Below are 19,601 nucleotides of genomic sequence, written 5' to 3' on the forward strand. Positions count from 1 at the left end.
ACCGCTCTCGGCGACGGCCTCCTCCACCAGCGCGGCGAGCTCCTCGTCGGAGAGCAGGCGGCCCGGCCGGGCCGCCTCCCCCCTCGGGAGACCTCACTGCTCGCCGGTCAGCGCCGTCACCAGCTCCGAGGCGGTACGGCAGCGGTCGAACAGCTCGCCCACGTGCGCCTTGGTGCCGCGCAGCGGCTCCATCGTCGGGACGCGCTGCAGCGACTCCCTGCCCGGGATGTCGAAGATGACCGAGTCCCAGGAGGCCGCGGCCACCGACTCGCTGTACTGGCTCAGGCAACGGCCCCGGAAGTAGGCCCGGGTGTCGTTCGGCGGCACCTCGACGGCCCGGAGCACCTCCTCCTCGGTGACCAGGCGCTGCATGCGGCCCCGGGCGACCAGCCGGTTGTACAGCCCCCGGTCCGGCCGGATGTCGGAGTACTGCAGGTCGACGAGCTGCAGGCGCGGGTGCGACCAGGGCAGGCCGTCCCGGGTGCGGTACCCCTCCAGCAACTCCAGCTTGGCGACCCAGTCGAGCTCCCGCGAGAGCTGCATCGGGTCGTCCGCCAGGCGGGTGAGGACCGACTCCCAGCGCTCCAGGACGTCCTTGGTGGGCTCGTCCAGGCCGTTGACGCTGCGCTCCTCGGCGTACTTGCGCGCCAGCTCCAGGTACTCCATCTGGAGCTGCACGGCCGTGAGCCTGCGGCCGTCGCGCATCGAGATCTCGTACTTGAGCGTGGGGTCGTGCGAGACCGCGCGCAGCGCCTGCACCGGGTTCTCGACCGCGAGGTCACGGGTGAAGTAACCGTCCTCGATCATCGCCAGGACGAGCGCGGTCGACCCCAGCTTGAGGTAGGTCGAGATCTCCGACATGTTGGCGTCGCCGATGATGACGTGCAGGCGCCGGTACTTCTCCGGGTCGGCGTGCGGCTCGTCCCGGGTGTTGATGATCGGCCGCTTGAGGGTCGTCTCCAGCCCCACCTCGACCTCGAAGAAGTCGGCGCGCTGGCTGATCTGGAAGCCCTCGCCGCGGGAGTCCTGGCCGATGCCGACCTTCCCCGCCCCGGTGACGACCTGCCGGGAGACGAAGAACGGCGTCAGGTGCCGGACGATGTCGGCGAAGGAGGTGGCCCGGCGCATGAGGTAGTTCTCGTGACAGCCGTAGGACGCGCCCTTGTTGTCGGTGTTGTTCTTGTAGAGCTGGATCGGGGCGTTGGCCGGCATCGCCGAGGCGCGGACCGCCGCGTCGTACATGACCCGCTCGCCCGCCTTGTCCCAGATCACCGCCGCCCGGGGGTTGGTGCACTCGGGCGTGGAGTATTCGGGGTGGGCATGGTCCACGTACAGCCGGGCCCCGTTGGTGAGGATCACGTTCGCCAGGCCGAGGTCCTCGTCGGTGAGCTGGCTCTGGTCCGCCACCTCCCGCGCGAGGTCGAACCCGCGCGCGTCGCGCAGCGGGTTCTCCTCCTCGAAGTCCCATCGCGCGCGCCGGACCCGGGCCGCCGAGGCCGCCAGGTAGGCGTTCACGACCTGAGAGGAGGTCACCATCGCGTTGGCCCCCGGCTGTCCGGGCACGGAGATGCCGTACTCGGTCTCGATGCCCATCACCCGCCGTACCGTCATGCGCACCCTCTGTTCATCAGGGACTGTTTTCTCTGCCTGGTGTCTATTCCCGACCCTAGACCCTTCACTATGCCCGGTGGTCGGACAGTTATGGCACCGAGGCCTTTTCGCCCGTTGCGAGGGGGATCGCGGCCCCCGGCTGCCCGGGCGCCGGAGACGCCCCGGGGGTCCCCGGGAACCCGGGGGACGCCGGGGACGCCGGCGCCGGGCCGGCAGGGGCGCGCCTCCGCCTGCGGGACCTGACGAGTTCCTGCAGGGGCCGCTCGGCCACGCGGTACACCAGGTAGGAGAAGGCCATCGCGGCCAGCACCGTGACCAGCGCGGTCAGCGGGGGCGGCAGCGTGTCCCGCAGGGCCGGGACGATCACGACCGCGGCCGCGGTGTGGAACAGGTAGAGCGGGTAGGTCAGCGCGCCCAGGACCACCAGGCCGCGCCAGCGCAGCCACCGCAGCCAGCCCAGCGCCACCATCGCCATCAGCACGTAGAAGCCGATCACGGTGGCGACGACGGCCCAGTCGGGCACCGGCATCGCGGCGTAGCCGACCTTGTCCACCCGCCCGGCCACGCGGTCGAGCGCCGCGCTGACGGCCAGGCCGCCGCTGATCCCGGCCAGGCACCACAGCACGAGCCGGGGGCCGAACCTGGTCATCAGGAAGAACGCCATGCCCCCGACGAAGTACGCCGCGTACTTGGGCATGACCACGAGACCGACCCACGCCTCCTCGCTCCCGGCGAAGAACCCGGCCGCCAGCAGCCAGACGCCCATGAAGACCAGGCAGCGGGTGAACGTCACCCCGACGATCACCAGGATCGAGATCAGCAGGTAGAAGCGGAGCTCCACCCAGAGCGACCAGTAGACGCCGTTGGCGTCGTGGACGCCCAGGGCCCGCTGGAACATCGTCAGGTTGACGCCGTACTCCCCCGGGCCGAGCCTGGGGTCCAGGGCGGTGGCGGCGGTCAGCCCGTAGACCGCGGCGGTGACGGCCACGCTGACCCAGTACGCCGGGTAGAGCCGCACCAGCCGGGAGAGGGCGAACGCGCCCAGGCTCCTCCCCCAGACGCTCATCAGGATCACGAAACCGCTGATCATGAAGAACAGCTCGACCCCGAGGATGCCGAGCCCGGAGATCGTGGAGATCGCCGGGAACAGCTCGGCCGGGCGCTCGCCCCACACCGAGGCGAAGGCGATGAAGTAGTGGAAGGCGAGCACCGCCAGAGCGGCGGTGAAACGCAGCAGGTCCAGTTCGGCGAGACGGCCGCCCTCCCGGGGCGTCTCGCGCGGGGCCGCGCCGGTCACCCGGCGGCCGGACCGGAATGTTCACGCACGCCACTTGGACGGCTTCTCGATCACTTGGGTTCCCTGTGACGGACGTCGATTCCCGCGTACCCGTGTGACCTGTGGGAACAGGTCCCGGAACGCCAGCGGCGCGGCTCCCCGGGGAGGGGAACCGCGCCGCCGGACGGGGACGCGTGCCGCCGGTCCGCGTGGGACCGGCGAGGCGCCGCTACAGGTACTGGCCGGTGTTGGCCACGGTGTCGATGGAACGTCCCGCCTCGGTGCCCTGCTTGCCCGTCACGAGCGTGCGGATGTAGACGATCCGCTCGCCCTTCTTGCCGGAGATGCGAGCCCAGTCGTCGGGGTTGGTGGTGTTGGGCAGGTCCTCGTTCTCGGAGAACTCGTCCACGCAGGCCGCCAGCAGATGCTGGATCCGCAGGCCCTTCTGCCCGGTCTCGAGGAACTGCTTGATCGCCATCTTCTTGCCGCGGTCGACGATGTTCTGGATCATCGCCCCGGAGTTGAAGTCCTTGAAGTACAGGACCTCCTTGTCGCCGTTGGCGTACGTCACCTCGAGGAAGCGGTTCTCCTCGCTCTCGGTGTACATCCGCTCGACGACCCGCTGGATCATGCCGGAGATGGTCTCCTTGCGGTCGCCGCCGTTCTCGGACAGGTCCTCGGCGTGCAGGGGCAGCTCCTCGATGAGGTACTTCGAGAAGATGTCCTTGGCCGCCTCGGCGTCCGGCCGCTCGATCTTGATCTTGACGTCCAGGCGGCCGGGCCGCAGGATCGCCGGGTCGATCATGTCCTCACGGTTGGAGGCGCCGATCACGATGACGTTCTCCAGGCCCTCGACGCCGTCGATCTCGCTCAGGAGCTGGGGAACGATGGTGTTCTCGACGTCGGAGGAGACACCGGACCCTCGGGTCCGGAAGATCGAGTCCATCTCGTCGAAGAAGACGATCACGGGGGTGCCCTCGGAGGCCTTCTCGCGAGCCCGCTGGAAGACCAGGCGGATGTGCCGCTCGGTCTCGCCGACGTACTTGTTGAGAAGCTCGGGACCCTTGATGTTGAGGAAGAAGCTCTTGCCGGACTGGCCGGTCTTCTCCGCGACCTGCTTGGCCAGGGAGTTGGCGACGGCCTTGGCGATGAGCGTCTTGCCGCAACCGGGGGGACCGTAGAGCAGCACGCCCTTGGGCGGGCGGAGCTTGTGCTCGCGGAAGAGGTCGGCGTGCAGGTACGGGAGCTCGATGGCGTCCCGGATCTGCTCGATCTGCCGCATGAGCCCGCCGATCTCCTCGTAGGAGATGTCGGGCACCTCCTCCAGGACGAGCTCCTCGACCTCGGACTTGGGGATGCGCTCGTAGACGTAGCCCGAGCGCGGTTCGAGCAGGAGGGAGTCGCCGGCCCGGATCGGCTGGTCGAGCAGGGACTCGGCGAGCTTCACCACCCGCTCCTCGTCGGCGTGCGAGATCACCAGCGCGCGCCGGCCGTCCTCAAGGAGCTCCTTGAGCATCACGATCTCGCCGAGGTCCTCGAACCCGAGGGCCTCGACCACGTTGAGCGCCTCGTTGAGCATGACCTCCTGGCCGCGCTTCAGCGAGTCGACCTCCACCGCGGGACTGACGTTCACCCTGAGTTTGCGGCCACCGGTGAAGACCTCCACCGTGCCGTCCTCCCTGGCCTCGAGGAAAACGCCGAACCCGGACGGCGGCTGCGCGAGCCGGTCCACCTCCTCCTTCAGGGCGACGATCTGGTCCCTGGCCTCCTTGAGGGTGGCCACCAGACGCTCGTTCTGTCCCGTTACGGCCGCGAGGTTCACCTGGACGTCGTGAAGACGCTCTTCGAGGACCCTGGCCTGCCGGGGAGACTCCGTCAGCTTCCTGCGCAACGCGGTGATCTCCTCCTGCAGGAAGGAGACCTGTGTTGTGAGGTCGGCGACCTCCCGTTCGCGCTGCGCGGCACGAGCCTCAGCGTCGTCGCGAGCTGCCACGGCGTCACCTCCTTCCCAGTCGAGACCGACTACTCAAAAGCCTACCCATCTGGGGGCTGCCCCTTACCTGATCGAGCAGTGTTCGTATGACTACATTAGGTGCGCGATGATTAATCCCTTTTAGTGCTTTTAGTACTAGAAGTATATGAACATGAGGGTCGTTTCGCGCGTCACTCTCTCACGAGTCCTCGTATCCGAATCGTCATCAGGTGGTGGAGGTCGCGGAGTCCTCGACATTGGCCCCCTTCGCCGGGCGTCTGCGCCGAGGTGGCGGCGTCACGCCGTCCGCCATGCGACGCGCCGTGACCAGGAAACCGGTGTGGCCGACCATCCTGTGGTCGGGCCGTACGGCCAGTCCCTCGACATGCCAGTCACGAACCAGGGTCTCCCACGCATGGGGCTCGGTGAAACTCCCGTGCTCCCGGAGAGTTTCGACCGTCCGCGACAGCTGGGTTGTGGTCGCGACATAACAGCAGATCACACCCCCGGGGGTGAGAGCCTTGGCCGCGGCGTCCACGCATTCCCACGGCGCGAGCATGTCCAGGATGATCCGGTCGACGTCGCTCTCGTCGAGGGACTCGACGAAGTCGCCGACCACCAGGCGCCACTGCTCCATCGGCCCGCCGTAGAACTTCTCCACGTTCTTCGTGGCGACCTCGGCGAAGTCCTGGCGCCGCTCGTACGAGGTGAGGGTGCCCTCGGCGCCCACGGCGCGCAGCAGGAAGCAGGTGAGCGCGCCGGAGCCGACGCCCGCCTCCACCACCCGGGCACCGGGGAAGACGTCGGCCATGGCGACGATCTGCGCCGAGTCCTTGGGGTAGATCACCGCCGCGCCGCGCGGCATGGAGAGCGTGTAGTCCTGGAGCAGGTGCCTGAACGCCAGATACTGGGTGCCGCCGGACGAACGCACCACCGAGCCCTCGGGCTGGCCGATCAGCTCACTGTGCGGGATCCCGCCCTTGTGCGTGTGGAAGACGCCGTCTTCCTTCAGCGTCACCGTGTGGCGCTTGTTCTTGGGGTCGGTGAGCTGAACCTGATCCCCGGCCTGAAACGGCCCATGCCTGCGAAAACCCATGAGCGCAAGGTTAACGGCGCCCGGCGGCGGCCCATCCCACCCCGTCCGGGCACGGGGAGCGGGAAACCCGCGAGGTGGCGGGACCACGGCGGGACGGACCCGGCCCACGGGTCCGGCGAGCCGGGCGCCCGGGACAGGACCCGGGCGCCGGGCATCGGAGGTGGGAGGGGCCGGCGGGGCGTCGCACCCGTGGCGGGCGGGGCCGCCCGGAACCGGTACTCCTTAAACGGTTGGCCGATACCGCCCGGGACCTGGTAGCTGTTGCCCTATGCTCCCAGAAGATGTGATTCCCGCCGGTCCCGTCGTACTCAGACCGCACACGGCCGGTGACGCCGAGTCGAACACGCGGGCCTGCGCCGACCCGGAGATCATCCGGTTCCTCCCGCAGATCCCCGTCCCCTACACCCACGACGACACGCTGCGGTACCTGGAGTCGGCCCGGGGCATCTGGAAGGCCGGGGGCGCCGCGTTCGCGATCGCGGACCCGGAGACGGACGAGTGGCTGGGCAGCATCGACCTCAAGCCCCCGCTGCCGCGCGACACCGCCGAGATCGGCTACCTGGTGGCGCCGTGGGCCCGGGGGCGCGGGGTGGCCACGGCCGCCGCGTCGGCCCTGGCCGGTTGGGCCCTGGAGCACGGGGTGGAGCGCCTCGAGCTGCTCGCCGACGTGGAGAACCTCCCCAGCCAGCAGGTGGCGATGGCCGCCGGCTTCCGGCGCGAGGGCGTGCGACGCGGCGCCGAGAGGCAGCGTGACGGCGCCCGCCGCGACCTGGTCTCCTTCGCGCGCCTGCGCGGCGACTCCGGCGAGCCCGTGCGGCCCTACCTTCCGTGGTTCCCGGGCGGCTCGCTGACCGACGGGACGGTGCGGCTCAGGCCGCTCACCGCGGCCGACACCGACGACTACCAGGCGCTGCAGATCCTGCCGGAGGTGGTCAGGCACAGCGTCCCGCCCGAGCCGCCGAGCCTGGAGGACGCCCGCGACCGGTGCCGCTCCGCGGGCGCGGCCTGGCTGGACGGGACGATGCTCCAGGCCGTGATCGAGGACGCCTCGACCGGCGCGTTCGCCGGGGAGATCCAGCTCAGCGGCGTGATCCCGCCGCTGGGGCAGGCCATGACGGGCTACAGCATGCGGCCGGAGTTCCGCGGCAGGGGGTTCGCCACCCGGGCGGTGAACCTGCTGGTGGAATGGGCCTTCGAGCACACGCCCCTGGGCCGGATCATCGCGGGCACCGCGCCCGGCAACCTCGCCTCCCAGACCGTGCTGCGGCGGGCGGGCTTCACCCAGGAGGCGGTGATGCGCGGGCTGATGCCGGGCCCGGACGGCACGCGCCTGGACGACCTGCAGTGGTACCGCCTGAAGGACATCCCGCCCCGCCCGGACACCCCCGGCGGCCCCTGACCACCGGGACACCCGGGACCGCCGGGACACCCGGGACCGCCGTCGAGCGCCCGGACGCCCTGGGGACGTCCTGGAGGATCGACCGGCCGCCGGGCGGCCCGGGAAAGGCCCGGGACGGCCCGGGCACGAGGATCGGCCGCACCTTCCCCGCCGGCCCTGCCCGGCGTACCGGTCCTGCCCGGCGTGCCGGCGTCGGCTCAGTCGGCCCCGAAGTGGGCCCTGAGCTTGGCGTAGGCGGCGTCGGTGCCCTGCAGCGCCCGGTCGATGTCGGCGTCGGTGTGGGCGGCCGACAGGAACCAGTTGTGCCAGGGGTGGAGGTAGACGCCCTCCTCCACGCAGGCCGCGGCCCAGAACATGCCCTTCTCCAGGGTCGTGTCGCCCTCGAAGGAGAGCCAGGGGATCTGCACCGGACCGGTCTGGTTGACCGTGAAGCCGTGCGAGGCGGCCTGGGCGGCCAGGCCCTCCCTCAACCGGGTGCCGGCGCGTTCCATCAGGGCGATGCCGTCGATGTCGCGCAGCGTCTCGATCGTGGCCTTGGCCGCGGCCATCGGGGCGGCGTTGAACCAGAACGAACCGGTGGTGTAGAGCGTCTGGGCGGGGGCGCGCAGGGCGTCCACGCCGGTGACGGCCGCGATCGGGTGGCCGTTGGCCATGGCCTTGCTGAAGGCGTACAGGTCGGGGCGGACCCCCAGTGGCTCCCAGGAGCCGCCCAGGTCGAGCCGCCAGCCCCCGCGCACGTCGTCGATCACCAGCGCGGCGCCGAGCCGGTCGGCCAGTGCCCGCACTCCCCGGGCGAACTCGGGCGTGGCGAGTTCCTGGTCCTCGAACGAGTCGTGCTTGAAGGGCGTGACGATGATCGCGGCGATCTCGCCCTCCGTTCGCGCCGCCGCCTCCTCGACCGAGGTCAGGTCGTTGTAGGTGAACTCGGCCAGGTCGGCGCGCTCGGCGGGGGTGGTGCCCGCCGTGCTCGGTGTGCACCAGGGGTCGGCGCCGTGGTAGGCGCCGTGCGCCATCAGCACCTTGTGCCTGCCGGTGGCGGCGCGGGCCACCATCAGCGCCTGGGTGGTGGCGTCGGTACCGTTCTTGGAGAACATCACCCAGTCGGCCTGGGGGACGGTCTCCACCAGCAGTTCGGCGAGTTCGACGTAGACGGGGCCGGGGCCGTTGAGACAGTCGCCCGCGGCGAGCTGGGCCGCGACGGCGGCCTCGACCGCGGGATGGCGGTGACCGAGCACCACCGGCCCCCAGGAGCACATGAGGTCCACGTACTCGCGGCCGTCGGCGTCCCGCTGGCGGCAGCCCTCGCCGCCCACGAAGAACTGCGGGTAGGCCGGGCCGTGCAGCGCCGCGTTGAGATGGCCGTACATGCCGCCGGGGACGACCTTGGCGGCCCGCTCCCTGAGTTCGGCGTCGTTGGACATGCGTCGTCCTTTCACGGTCGGGAAGGTCACGGTCGGGAAGGTCACGGTCTGAAGGTCACGGCCTGGAACCCACGGTCCGGGGTTCACGGCCCGGAGGGCGGGGCCGGCCGGTGCGCGGGTTCGCCTCGGCTCACGCCGGTTCGCGTCGCTCGTGTCGCTCGCGGAGCTCGCGCGCCCCGGTCAGCCCGGCGTCGGACCCCAGTCCCCCGGCGACCCGGGCGGCCAGCGCGGTGCCGAGCCGGGCCGAGCCGGCCACGTCGAGGCCGTCGGCCAGGCCGGCGACGAACCCGGCGCAGTAGGCGTCGCCGCACCCGGTGGTGTCGACCACCGGCACCTCGAGGGCGGGGACGCGGGTGAGCCCGCCGGAGTCGGCGATCAGGCTTCCCTCGCCGCCCAGCGTGACCAGGACCGCCGAGGGTCCCTCGGCCAGCAGGGCGGCCGCGGCCTCCTCGGCCCCGGAGGCGCCGCTCATCATCAGGGCCTGCTCCTCGTTGGGCAGCACGTAGTCGACGTGCGGCAGGAAGGCCCGTACCCCCTGCATCAGGTCCGGCATGTTGGACAGCAGGTCCATCGTGACGATCGTGCCCGCCGCCCGCGCCTCGTCCAGCAGGGCGTAGAACGCCGGGTCGTGCAGGCCCCAGGTGGCGTCCATGCCGCCCAGGTGCACGATCCGCGCGCCGAGGATCCGCTCGCGGTCGACGTCGGCGGTCGACAGGCCCAGGTTGGCGCCGGGTACGTGGAAGGACGGGCGTCCGCCGTCGGGGCGGATGGGCAGGATCGAGGCGGCGGTCTGCTCCCCCGGCTTCCGGACGATCCCGGTCACGTCGACGCCGCGCCGCTCCATCATCATGACGAGCAGGTCCGCGAGCTCGTCGTCGCCGACCGCGCCCATCGAGGCGACCGGCACGCCGAGCGCGGCCAGGTCGACGGCGGTCGCGGCCGCGGCTCCGGCGGCGGTGACCCGGATCTGCTCCAGCAGGTGGGTGTCCTGCCCGGCGGGGATCGACTCCACCGGCCTGGCGAGCACGTCCACGATGTGCACCCCGAGGGTGACGACGGTCATGACGGTCCTCCTCATGTCTTGAGCGGATAATAGACGGGCGACCGACTAAAATGTCAACGGAACGGTCCCCCGGGGGAGGAGAACGAGATGCCGAAGATCGTCGATCATGAGGAGCGTCGCGAGGAGGTCGTCGAGGCGGCCCGCCGCATCATCCTGCGCGAGGGCATCGAGGCCGCCACCACCCGGGCCATCGCCAGGGAGGCCGGATACTCCAACGGCGTGCTCACCCACTACTTCGCCGACAAGGACGACATCATGCTGTCGGCCCTGCGTTCCTCGCACCGGCGCATCGTGGAGCGATTGCGCGGCAAGCTGGCCGGCCTCACCGGCCTGGCCGCCCTGCGCGAGCTCCTGCTCGACAATCTCCCGCTGGACGAGGAGCGCGTCGCCGAGAGCGGGCTGGAGGTCGGTTTCTGGAGCAGGAGCATGACCAGCCCCGCGCTGCTGGAGGCGCAGCGCGCCGAGGCCGACGAACTGCGCTACCTGGTACGCAGCCTGCTCGGCTCGGCGTCCGCGGAGGGGGAGATCGTCACCGGCGAGGATCTCGACGACGTGGCCGAGCGGCTGCTGGCCCTGGTCGACGGCCTGAGCGTGCACCGCCTGCTCTACCCCGGCAGGCTCGGGCCCGGGCGCCTGGAGCGGATGCTCGACACCGAGCTGGAACGCCTGCGCCCCACCGGGGCCTGACGCCCCCTGCCGCGCCCCGCCGAGGTCTGACCGGCCCGCCGAGCCCCGGCTCCTCAGGCGAGCAGGGCGTGGAGGCGGTCGGCCACCCCCCGGGCGGTGGGGCGCTTGGCCACGTCGCCGAGACACGCCTGCACCAGGTCCGCCAGCTCCGGCTCCAGGTCCGGGTCGATCGACGGCGGCGTGCCGTGCACCTTGCGCAGGGTCAGCAGCGGGTCGTGGACGGGCAGCTCCCCGTAGAGCCCGTTGCCGCTCACCGCCCAGTGCAGGGTCGCGCCCAGCGACCAGACGTCACCCGGCGGGGTGGGCTTCTCCCCCTGCAGCAGCGCCGGGTCGGTGAACTCGACCGAGCCGATGTCGCCCATCCCGGTCACCGTCGCGCCCGGTGTCAGCACCTGCGACAGGCCCAGGTCCGACAGCTTGCCGCCGTCGTCGGTGAGCAGCACGTTGCCGGGACGGATGTCGCGGTGGACGATGCCCTCCTCGTGCAGCGCCTGCGCCGCGTGGGCCACGCAGGCGATCGAGCGGAGCACCCGCTCGCGCGAGGGGGACTCGGCGGGCCGCGCCAGCGAGCCGCCGGGCAGGTACTCCATCGAGTAGTAGAACACCCCGCCCTGCTGGCCGGCGTCGTAGAGCCGCACCAGGTACGGCGAGCGCACCGCGGCGAACGCCTTCAGCTCCCGCGTGGCGCGGCGGAACGCGTCGTTCCCTGTGCCTCCCACCACCTTGACGGCGACCAGGTCCACCTCGACGGGCAACCGCCCGGGCCTCTTCGCCAAGTAGAACTCGCCGTGGTTCCCGGCCCCCAACGACCGGATGAACGCGTAGTCGGCGATGCCTTCCACCAACGGTCTCCCTCCATGTCCGCGCAACGTTCGCGGCGACATTCACCACACGGTAACGTCGCCCTCGACATTCTCGGGGCTTTTCTTCGCATACGGAAAGCGTGCTCCCCAGTGCTGCAAATGGACCTGCTCCTGCTCGACCTCGTCATCGTCCTCGCGGCGGCGCGGCTGTTCGGAGCGCTGGCCCGCCGGCTCGGCCAGCCGTCGGTCGTCGGCGAGATCGTGGCGGGCATCCTGCTGGGTCCCACCCTGATGGGTCCGCTGATCGGTGACGAGCTGTTCGGCCCGCAGATGCGGCCTCCGCTGCAGGCCCTGGCCAACGTCGGCCTGGTGCTGTTCATGTTCGTCGTGGGCCTGGAGCTGGACCAGAAGCTGGTCAGGGGCAAGGGCCGGATCGCGGTGACCGTGGCCCTCGGCTCGACGGTGCTGCCGTTCGTGCTGGGTTGCGTGCTCGCGCTGGCCGTCGCGGGCGACCACGTGGGCGGTGGCAGGACGCTGCCGTTCGTGCTCTTCATGGGCGCGGCGATGGCGGCCACCGCCTTCCCCGTGCTGGCCCGGGTGCTCACCGACCGGGGGATGCAGCGGATCGAGCTCGGCGGTCTCGCCCTGGCCTCCGCGGCCGTCATCGACGTCCTCGCCTGGACCGTTCTCGCGGTCGTGGTGGGCATCGCGGGAGCCGGGGACGCCGAGGGCCAGTGGAAGGTCCTGCTCGCCCTTCCGTACGCGTTGGTGATGTTCCTGCTGGTCAAGCCGTTGCTGGCCCGGCTGGTCCCGGCGTACGAGAAGGCCGGGCGGCTGACGCCCGGTCTGCTGTCGCTGGTGCTCCTGGGCCTGATCGCGTCGTCGTGGGCCACCGAGTGGATGCACGTGCACTTCATCTTCGGGGCGTTCCTGTTCGGCGCGGTGATGCCCCGCGAGGGCGCCGAGAGGCTCAACCACGAGATCCTGGAGCGGCTCGAACAGCTCGCCGTGCTGCTGTTGCTGCCGATGTTCTTCGTGGTGGCCGGGCTCAACGTCAACCTGCGTGAGCTCGACCTGTCGAGCCTGGGCACGCTCGCCGCGATCCTGGCCGTCGCGATCGGCGGCAAGCTGCTCGGCTCCTACGCCGCCGCCCGCACGCAGCGGCTGCCCAACCGCCAGTCCTGGGCGCTGGCCGCCCTGCTCAACACGCGGGGGCTCACCGAGATCGTGATCCTCAGCGTCGGCCTGCAGAAGGGCGTGCTGGACGACGAGCTGTACTCGCTGATGGTGGTCATGGCCCTGGTCACGACCGCGATGACCGGCCCGCTGGTGAGCAGGATCTATCCCGACCGGCGGGTGGCCCGCGACATCGCCGAGGCCGAGCGCGCCGCGCTCGGCGTCACCGCCGCCCACCGGGTGCTGGTGATCGTGCCCGATCCTCCCGCCGAGCAGGCCCCGCTGGCCGGTCTGGCCACCACCCTGGCCCGCTCCACCTCCCCGTCCGAGGTCGTCCTCGGTCACCTGCGCCCCTACCCGGCGGGCCACCTGGAGGTCGGCAGCGGCCTGTCCTTCGAGCTCGCAGAGCTCGCCGAGACCCTGCACGACCTGGAGGCGCTCGCCGCCACGGTTCGCGAGCACGGCCCGGACGTCCGGGTGGTGAGCAGGTTCAGCGCGGACGTCGCGGGCGAGCTGCCGGAGCTGGTCTCCGGTGCCCGGCCCGACCTGCTGGTGCTGCCCGCAGGCGTTCCCGGCGAGGCCGGCATACGCGAGGGCGCCGTCTGCCGCGTGGTGACCGTGCGCGCGCCCGGACAGGGCGAGACCGTCCCCGAGAGCGGTCCGGTGGCGGTGCACCACGGCTCCGGAGGGGACGCGGCGGCCCACGTGGCGCTCATGCTGGCGCTGCGGGCGGGACGCCCGCTCGTCGTGGTCGGCGGCGGCCGTGCCTCGGCGCTGGCCCAGCGGCTGGCCCGTCTCGGCGTGGCGGCCACCTCGGGCGAGGTCCCGCCGGACGCCCTGGTCGTGGCGCCCGACACCGCGGCCGCTCCCCCGGGCGCGCACCTGCTGGTCCGCGCCGAGCAGGATCCCGACCCGGTCGACTGGGCCGCGGCCGTCTCCGCCCGGCCGGTCGCGTCGGGCTCCCCGGCCCCGAGCCCCTGACGGGCCGCGCCCGCCCCCGAGCACGCCTCCCGGTGCGACTCCGGTGCGACTCCGGTGCGACTCCGGTGCGACCTGGTGGGTCCGGTGCGAACGGGTACGCCCCGGTGAGTCCGGCGCCGTCCCGCGGACCCCGGGAACACGACGGGCGGTACGGCCACGGCCGTACCGCCCGGAGAAGGCGCGGGTGCTCTCAGCGGTTGCGGTGCGACTCGTAGCGCATGGTCCGCGAGACCCCGATCCGCACGGTGGTGCCGGGCATGATCGCGACCGGCTCGTTCGGCGGGATGTCGTAGAAGTTGGGGTCGCCGGGCGGCTGGATCTGGGTGCCGTTGACCGACCCCAGGTCGACCAGGTTGACGTCCCAGCCGTCCAGCGCCACCCGCAGGTGGCGGCGGGAGACCGAGCCGTCGGGGCTGGTGACCTTGGCCGGGCGGACCGACCCGTCGGCCACCTCGGGAGCCCTCTCCGGATCGCGCCCCACCAGGTAGTCGGTGTCCAGGCGCAGCGTCAGGCCGTCGTCGAGGAGCAGCACCCCCAGCGGCGGGCGCGGCCCCTTGTAGGGGACGAGGGTGCGCTGCACCAGCGCGATGCCGCAGACCGCGCAGTAGGGCACGCGGGGGTCGTTGAAGTGGTCGTTCTTGCAGTCGACCCCGTAGACCAGCGGGCGCGCCTCGGGCTCGGGATCGGGCTCGGCCACGGCCACGGGCCGCTCGTCCGAGGGCCGCGAACCACCGGGCGTCAGCAGCTCGTACTCGAACGGCTGGCCTCCGACGCCGATCGGGTCGCCGCCCATCCCGCTCGACAGGGCGGTGTCGATGTCCTCGTGCTGCGCCCTCGAGGGGCCGGGCGGAGGGGGAGGCGTCTCCACCGGGTGGATCCGCTCGGGGCCGGGGGGCCGGGACGGCTGCTGCTCGTGCCGCGGTTCCGCGGCCGGCGGCACCGCCCTCGACGGGGAGGACTCGGCCTGCCCCATCGGGTACGGCGGGGCGGTCTCGGGCGGGGCGGACCACTCGGGGGGCGTCGCCCGCTCGGGCGGCGCGGGCATCGGGGTGGGGGCGGGCGTGGAGGCCTGCATCTGCGGCGCGACGTGCTGGGCGTGGGGCGCGGCGGACGCAGCGCCGGAGACACCGGACGCGGCGGACTCCGTCCGCGGCGGCGCCGGCGTGCGGACCGGCGCCTCGGTCAGGTCGCACTCGACCCCGCCCGCGACGATCACCCCGGCGTCCAGCGTGGAGAGCGGGTGCGCCGCCCCGGCGTCCGGCAGGCGCAGCTCGACCCGGCTCACCGGGCCGGGCACCAGCCGGTCGGACCAGGTGAGCGCGTCACGTCCCGCGAGCTGGATCTCGCCGGCCGAGCCGGTCACCGACGCGAACGCCGGGCCGCTGACCAGGACGGCCACACCGCCGCCGACGGGCCCGGCGACGGCGCACGCCACCGGTTCGCCCATCATGACGGCGAGGATCTGGGCGACCCGGCGGGCCAGCGCCCTGCCGTCGCCGCCGGAGCCCGCGGTCTCCCGCAGCGCCCCCAGCAGATCCTCAACGACGGCCTCGGCCGCGTCGCACACCAGCAGCAGGCCGCCCACATGGGCCACCAGCCCGTTGCCCGGAAGCGGACGCACCACCCCGAAGCCCTGGTCGGTCACAGAACTCTCCCTCCCCGGAAACGCCACCGGATGAACGGCACCCGCATGGGGCCGTTCGTCACCAACCAGATGCACACCCAGACGACGGTGAAGTGCGTCCAGAAGGCCGCGGCCGGAACCGGATCGATGAAGTCGATCACACCGGACCGTAGCAAGAAGTACAGTACAAGGCCTTCCGGGACGAGCGTCAGCAGGCCGAACAGGGTCGGCCAGTCCTTCTCCCATCTGAACTGCATCAGGAAGTGATATATCAGCTCCCAGACGACTCCCAGAACCCCCACGGCCGCGATGACCAGCAGTCCGTTGACATAACGGTCGGCGAGCGACCCGGAGGGTCCCGGGAGCACCGGGACGATCAGCAGGGTGACGAGCACGCCGAGGGTGGCGAGCATGAAGAGGCGCGTCTGAATACGGCCCAAGAGGGTCGGAACCACGGGAAATACTCCTTACACCGGCGCGTTTCGGACCCACTTGAACCACTGCGCGGTCGAGCGCAGCGGCCCCATCCTCTTGACGAACCCTCGCCGTGCCAGGTCGTCGGCGATCTCCTGGGCGGCGATCTGCAACCCCAGGAAGGTGTCGACGCCGGGGAAGTACCCCCCGAGCGTGGCCGATCCCGAGGCGTAGAGGACGCCGTCGCCGTTGGCCGTGCCCTTCACCTCGAAGTGGCGCTCCACGTCCAGCCGGCCCACCGGGTTGCGGCCCGCCCCGCCGTTGCGGAGCAGGTCGTCGAAGATGCGGTGCTCGGCGATGTCGGCCTCCAGGCCGGTGCAGTCGATGATGTAGTCCGAGACCGGCTCGCGGACGATGCCGTCGTTGCTGCGCACGTAGCTGACCAGCCGCCCGTCGGGGCCGCGCTCCACCCGGTCGACGGTGCCCTGCACCGCGTGGTAGTAGCCGCCGCTGCGGCCCGCGCGCATCTGCTCCTGCCAGCGCCGCCGGTAGGGGGTGTTGGTGCCGCCCATCTCCTTGTACTTCTTCGCCCGGTCGGCGCCCTCCAGCTTGCGCATCTCGGCCTTGAGCTGGCCGCCCCAGACCGACTTGGGGTAGTTGAAGCCCTGGTAGGCCCAGCCGTGGCCGCCCTTGCGGCGCGACCAGACGTGCGGGCCGTGCGGACCGGAGACGAAGGTGCGGAAGATGTGGATGATCTGGGTCTGCAGGCCGTGCCGTTCGCGGTCGTCGAAGAGCCGCTGGAGCACCCGGGAGGCGACGACGCCGCCGCCCCGGATGACCACGGTGCCCGGCCGCGTCTTGAGGAACTCGTAGACCTGCTCGTGCGGCTCGTAGGCGTTGACGACGTGCTGGTAGTCACCGTGCTTGGTGCGGAACTCCTGCAGGTCGGGCAGGAACTTCAGCCCCGGGTAGCCGATCGCGATGTGCACGAAGCGCGAGCGGAAGATGATGCGCTTGGTGGCCGCCGCGCCCTCCGGCGGGGTGACCACGGTGAAGTAGCCGCCGCCCGCCCGGCGCCGGACCATCCGCACCTGACCCTTGACCAGCATGTCCCAGTAGTCGATCCGCTTGGCCTCGCGCTCCAGGTTCTCGAAGACGGTGCCGGCGCGCGGGGTCCAGTAGTCGTTCAGCAGCGGCTCGGTGAGGATCTGCCACAGGTAGGACGGCTTCTTCTCCTTCCACGCCTCCTCCAGCGCGTAGGAGGGGAAGCCCCACAGGTTGTCCGGACGCGAGGAGGAGTCGGAGCGGATCCGCTCGCCGCGGGGGATCTGCGAGCACCGGGTGAGGAACTCGTAGGTCTGCCACGGGTGGTCGATGTTGGAGACCACGCGCATCTGCGAGGTCGGGACCCCGTAGATCCTCAGGTAGTCGAGGGTCACGAAGGACCCGATGCCGCCGCCGACGCTGAGGAACGGGATGTCGTACATGGGGATGCCGGCGGCCGCGACCATGTGGTCGGTCCACTGGGGGGTGCCGAGAAGCTCCGGCGTCAGATCGCCGGCCGGAGCGGGGGTGTGGGGGGGTGACAATTGATGCGTCCCTAAGCTACGTGACCAGCCCGTTCGCTGATCGAAACCCTAGTCCTGGTACACGCTGAAAACGAGTGGGACGAACAGGCATGATCTGCCTGGTGTCCCTCTCACGCCGAGTATCCAGTCAGACGCCTGTAAACGACCTGTGGTTCGCTTAAACTCCGCTGAACACCCTGTTGACGTCGGCCGTGGCGAGCACCCCGAAGATCTCGCCACCGCGTTCCACCAGGAGATACTCCCCCGCCGGGGACTCGCGCATGGCGTCGATCAGCGGCTCGCCCTCCAGGTCGGCGGCCAGCACCAGCGACGGCTCCAGGCTGCGCGCGAGCGAACCGGCCGTCACCCAGGGGCGGCGGACCTCCGGGGTGGCCTCCACCGCGACCCCGTTGACGATCCCGGTGGGACGGCCCTCGTGGTCGACCACGACCATCGCCCCGGCCTGCGCCTCCACCACCCGGCGCAGGGCCTCGGCCAGCGGCACGTCGCCGGTGATCACGATGGCCCGCCGGGCCAGGGCGCGGGCGCTGACCTGCGGGATACGGGCCCGCACCCGGGCGCCGCGCAGCGCCTGCGTGGCGCCGAACCAGATGAAGGAGGCCAGCACCAGCGACCAGATCAGGTTGATCGTGTCGGGCTCCTGGCCGGTCACCAGGGCCAGCCCGACGGGGATCACGACCAGGGCCACGGCCAGCCCCCTGCCGACCCAGGCCGCCACGACGGTGCCGGTGCCGGGCCTGCCGGTGGCCTTCCACACGCCCGCCCGCAGCATGCGGCCGCCGTCGAGCGGCAGCCCCGGCAGCAGGTTGAAGATCCCGACGATCAGGTTGGAGAACCAGAGCTGGAAGATCAGGACGCCGGGGATCGTGTCCGGGGGGGCGAACTGCGAGACGGCGAAGCCGATCCCCGCCAGCCCCAGCGAGAGCAGCGGCCCGGCGAAGGCCACCATGAACTCCCGGCCCGGGGTCTCCGGCTCGCGCTCGATCTCCGAGACGCCGCCCAGCAGGTAGAGGGTGACGCTCCGGACGGGCAGGCCGTACATCCTGGCGACCACGCAGTGCGCCAGCTCGTGCAGGAGCACCGAGACGTACAGCAGCACCGCGAAGACGAACGAGACGAGGTAGGTCATCGGGACGCTCAGCTCGGGCAGCCAGGAGGCCACCACGCGCTGGAAGACGTAGGTGATGAACGCCGCCACGATGAACCAGGTCGGCGAGACGTAGACCGGGATGCCGAACGGACGCCCCATCCGCAGTCCCCGGCTGTCCCGGCGCGGGCTCTCGCTGCTCACCGCTGGCTCACCACTCCTCGTTCAATTCCGCTCTCAGGCCTCGATGGTACGCGCCGGAGCGGCCCGGCAGACGCCGCGGGGCGTCCGGGGCGCGAACTGTCGTCAGCGTGACCTACAGTGCGGTCATGTCGACGTCCGAGCCCACGATCATCGGAGCCCTGTCGCCGTCGCGCGCGGGCGACTTCATGACGTGCCCGCTGCTCTACCGTTTCCGGGTGATCGACCGGCTTCCCGAGCCGCCGTCGCCCGCCATGGTGCGCGGCACGATGGTCCACTCGGTTCTCGAACGCCTGTACGATCTGCCCGCCCCCGAGCGGACGCTCGACGCGGCCCAGGACCTGCTGGAGCCCCAGTGGCGCAAGCTCCTGGAACAGGAGCCGTCGTACGCCGAGATGTTCGGCGACGACCAGGAGCGCGCCCAGTGGCTGGCGCGGGCCCGCGTCATGCTGGAGCGCTACTTCACCCTGGAGGACCCCACCGGCCTGGAACCCGCCGAGCGGGAGCTCTACGTGGAGGCGGTGCTCGGCAGCGGCCTGCTGCTGCGCGGCTACATCGACCGGCTGGACGTGGCGCCCACCGGCGAGGTCCGCGTCGTCGACTACAAGACCGGAAGCGCCCCCGGGCCCGCCTTCGAGGCCAGGGCGCTGTTCCAGATGAAGTTCTACGCGCTGGTGCTCTGGCGGCTGCGCGGCTCGGTGCCCCGCCTGCTCCAGCTGATGTACCTGGGCGGTGAAGGCGAGATCCTGCGCTACAGCCCCGACGAGGCCGACCTGCTGGCCACCGAGCGCAAGGTCTGGGCCCTGTGGCAGGCGATCGAGCGGGCCCTGGAGACGGGCGAGTGGCGCGCCCGGCCCAGCAGGCTGTGCGGCTGGTGCAACTACAAGGACCTGTGCCCGGAGTTCGGCGGCACTCCCCCACCGCTCCCGGCCCGCCAACCGGGCGACACTGTGTCACGGCGACGCTAACGCGTCGCGGTGAGGCCGCTGGGATCCGGCTCCTTCCCTCGTCGGACGGGGTCGTTCGTTCCTCACGACCCCGTCCTCCTCAGTCCAGTCGCCGGCGCGGCCTCACGGGAGTCCCACAGGGTCAGGGGAGGGTGATTCCCGCGTGCTTGCCGAGAAGCGGTTCGAGGGAGGCCACAACGGCATCGCCGTAGAGGGGGACGTACCCTCGAAACGCTCCCTGGGGACTCGTGCGA

At 71.4% G+C, this 19,601-nt stretch carries 15 protein-coding genes; 4 read left to right on the forward strand and 11 right to left on the reverse strand.

Annotation, left to right across the window (positions count from 1 at the left end):
* Positions 1 to 93 precede the first annotated feature (93 nt).
* From dop to AB0G16_RS22060, 4 genes are all read right to left on the reverse strand, one after another.
* Positions 94 to 1,611 (reverse strand): depupylase/deamidase Dop, encoded by a 1,518-nt coding sequence (dop, locus tag AB0G16_RS22045; RefSeq protein WP_362807794.1) that lies wholly within the window; start codon positions 1,609 to 1,611, stop codon positions 94 to 96.
* Positions 1,612 to 1,699: 88 nt separating this feature from the next.
* Positions 1,700 to 2,908: an acyltransferase gene (locus tag AB0G16_RS22050; protein ID WP_362807797.1), complete on the reverse strand. Its 1,209-nt coding sequence runs from the start codon at positions 2,906 to 2,908 to the stop codon at positions 1,700 to 1,702.
* A 208-nt stretch (positions 2,909 to 3,116) separates the two neighbouring features.
* The gene (arc, locus tag AB0G16_RS22055) at positions 3,117 to 4,880 is read right to left on the reverse strand and encodes a proteasome ATPase (protein ID WP_362807800.1); all 1,764 of its coding nucleotides are present in this window, start codon (positions 4,878 to 4,880) and stop codon (positions 3,117 to 3,119) included.
* Positions 4,881 to 5,085: 205 nt separating this feature from the next.
* Positions 5,086 to 5,955 (reverse strand): tRNA (adenine-N1)-methyltransferase, encoded by an 870-nt coding sequence (locus AB0G16_RS22060; RefSeq protein WP_362807803.1) that lies wholly within the window; start codon positions 5,953 to 5,955, stop codon positions 5,086 to 5,088.
* 268 nt (positions 5,956 to 6,223) lie between these two features.
* On the opposite strand from AB0G16_RS22060, the gene AB0G16_RS22065 reads away from it, so the two are divergent.
* Positions 6,224 to 7,354, forward strand: coding sequence for a GNAT family N-acetyltransferase (locus AB0G16_RS22065; RefSeq protein ID WP_362807805.1), 1,131 nt, complete (start codon positions 6,224 to 6,226; stop codon positions 7,352 to 7,354).
* Between the two features lie 197 nt (positions 7,355 to 7,551).
* Here AB0G16_RS22065 and AB0G16_RS22070 read toward each other — a convergent pair whose 3' ends face one another.
* Positions 7,552 to 8,775, reverse strand: a complete 1,224-nt coding sequence (locus AB0G16_RS22070) for an aminotransferase class III-fold pyridoxal phosphate-dependent enzyme (RefSeq protein ID WP_362807807.1) — start codon at positions 8,773 to 8,775, stop codon at positions 7,552 to 7,554.
* A 130-nt stretch (positions 8,776 to 8,905) separates the two neighbouring features.
* Positions 8,906 to 9,838: a PfkB family carbohydrate kinase gene (locus AB0G16_RS22075; RefSeq protein ID WP_362807809.1), complete on the reverse strand. Its 933-nt coding sequence runs from the start codon at positions 9,836 to 9,838 to the stop codon at positions 8,906 to 8,908.
* 87 nt (positions 9,839 to 9,925) lie between these two features.
* Between AB0G16_RS22075 and AB0G16_RS22080 the strand changes: the two genes are divergently transcribed.
* The gene (locus tag AB0G16_RS22080) at positions 9,926 to 10,525 is read left to right on the forward strand and encodes a TetR/AcrR family transcriptional regulator (RefSeq protein ID WP_362807812.1); all 600 of its coding nucleotides are present in this window, start codon (positions 9,926 to 9,928) and stop codon (positions 10,523 to 10,525) included.
* A 53-nt stretch (positions 10,526 to 10,578) separates the two neighbouring features.
* Here the strand turns inward: AB0G16_RS22080 and AB0G16_RS22085 are convergent, their stop codons facing one another.
* On the reverse strand, positions 10,579 to 11,367 hold the full coding sequence (locus tag AB0G16_RS22085; protein ID WP_362807814.1) for a serine/threonine-protein kinase: 789 nt from the start codon (positions 11,365 to 11,367) through the stop codon (positions 10,579 to 10,581).
* Positions 11,368 to 11,487: 120 nt separating this feature from the next.
* On the opposite strand from AB0G16_RS22085, the gene AB0G16_RS22090 reads away from it, so the two are divergent.
* Positions 11,488 to 13,485, forward strand: a complete 1,998-nt coding sequence (locus AB0G16_RS22090) for a cation:proton antiporter (protein ID WP_362807991.1) — start codon at positions 11,488 to 11,490, stop codon at positions 13,483 to 13,485.
* 190 nt (positions 13,486 to 13,675) lie between these two features.
* On the opposite strand, the gene AB0G16_RS22095 is transcribed toward AB0G16_RS22090, so the two are convergent.
* From AB0G16_RS22095 to AB0G16_RS22110, 4 genes are all read right to left on the reverse strand, one after another.
* Entirely contained in the window at positions 13,676 to 15,130 is a 1,455-nt protein-coding gene (locus AB0G16_RS22095; RefSeq protein ID WP_362807816.1) for an FHA domain-containing protein, read from the reverse strand.
* On the reverse strand, positions 15,127 to 15,564 hold the full coding sequence (locus tag AB0G16_RS22100) for a hypothetical protein (protein WP_362807818.1): 438 nt from the start codon (positions 15,562 to 15,564) through the stop codon (positions 15,127 to 15,129). The genes AB0G16_RS22095 and AB0G16_RS22100 overlap by 4 nt, the downstream gene beginning before the upstream one ends.
* 12 nt (positions 15,565 to 15,576) lie before the next feature.
* Positions 15,577 to 17,112, reverse strand: coding sequence for a hypothetical protein (locus AB0G16_RS22105; RefSeq protein ID WP_362807820.1), 1,536 nt, complete (start codon positions 17,110 to 17,112; stop codon positions 15,577 to 15,579).
* A 157-nt stretch (positions 17,113 to 17,269) separates the two neighbouring features.
* On the reverse strand, positions 17,270 to 18,361 hold the full coding sequence (locus AB0G16_RS22110; protein ID WP_362807994.1) for a site-2 protease family protein: 1,092 nt from the start codon (positions 18,359 to 18,361) through the stop codon (positions 17,270 to 17,272).
* Positions 18,362 to 18,528: 167 nt separating this feature from the next.
* On the opposite strand from AB0G16_RS22110, the gene AB0G16_RS22115 reads away from it, so the two are divergent.
* Entirely contained in the window at positions 18,529 to 19,368 is an 840-nt protein-coding gene (locus AB0G16_RS22115) for a RecB family exonuclease (protein WP_362807822.1), read from the forward strand.
* The last annotated feature ends 233 nt before the right edge of the window (positions 19,369 to 19,601 follow it).

It is taken from the genome of Streptosporangium sp. NPDC023615 (assembly GCF_040640155.1).
Classification (GTDB): domain Bacteria; phylum Actinomycetota; class Actinomycetes; order Streptosporangiales; family Streptosporangiaceae; genus Streptosporangium.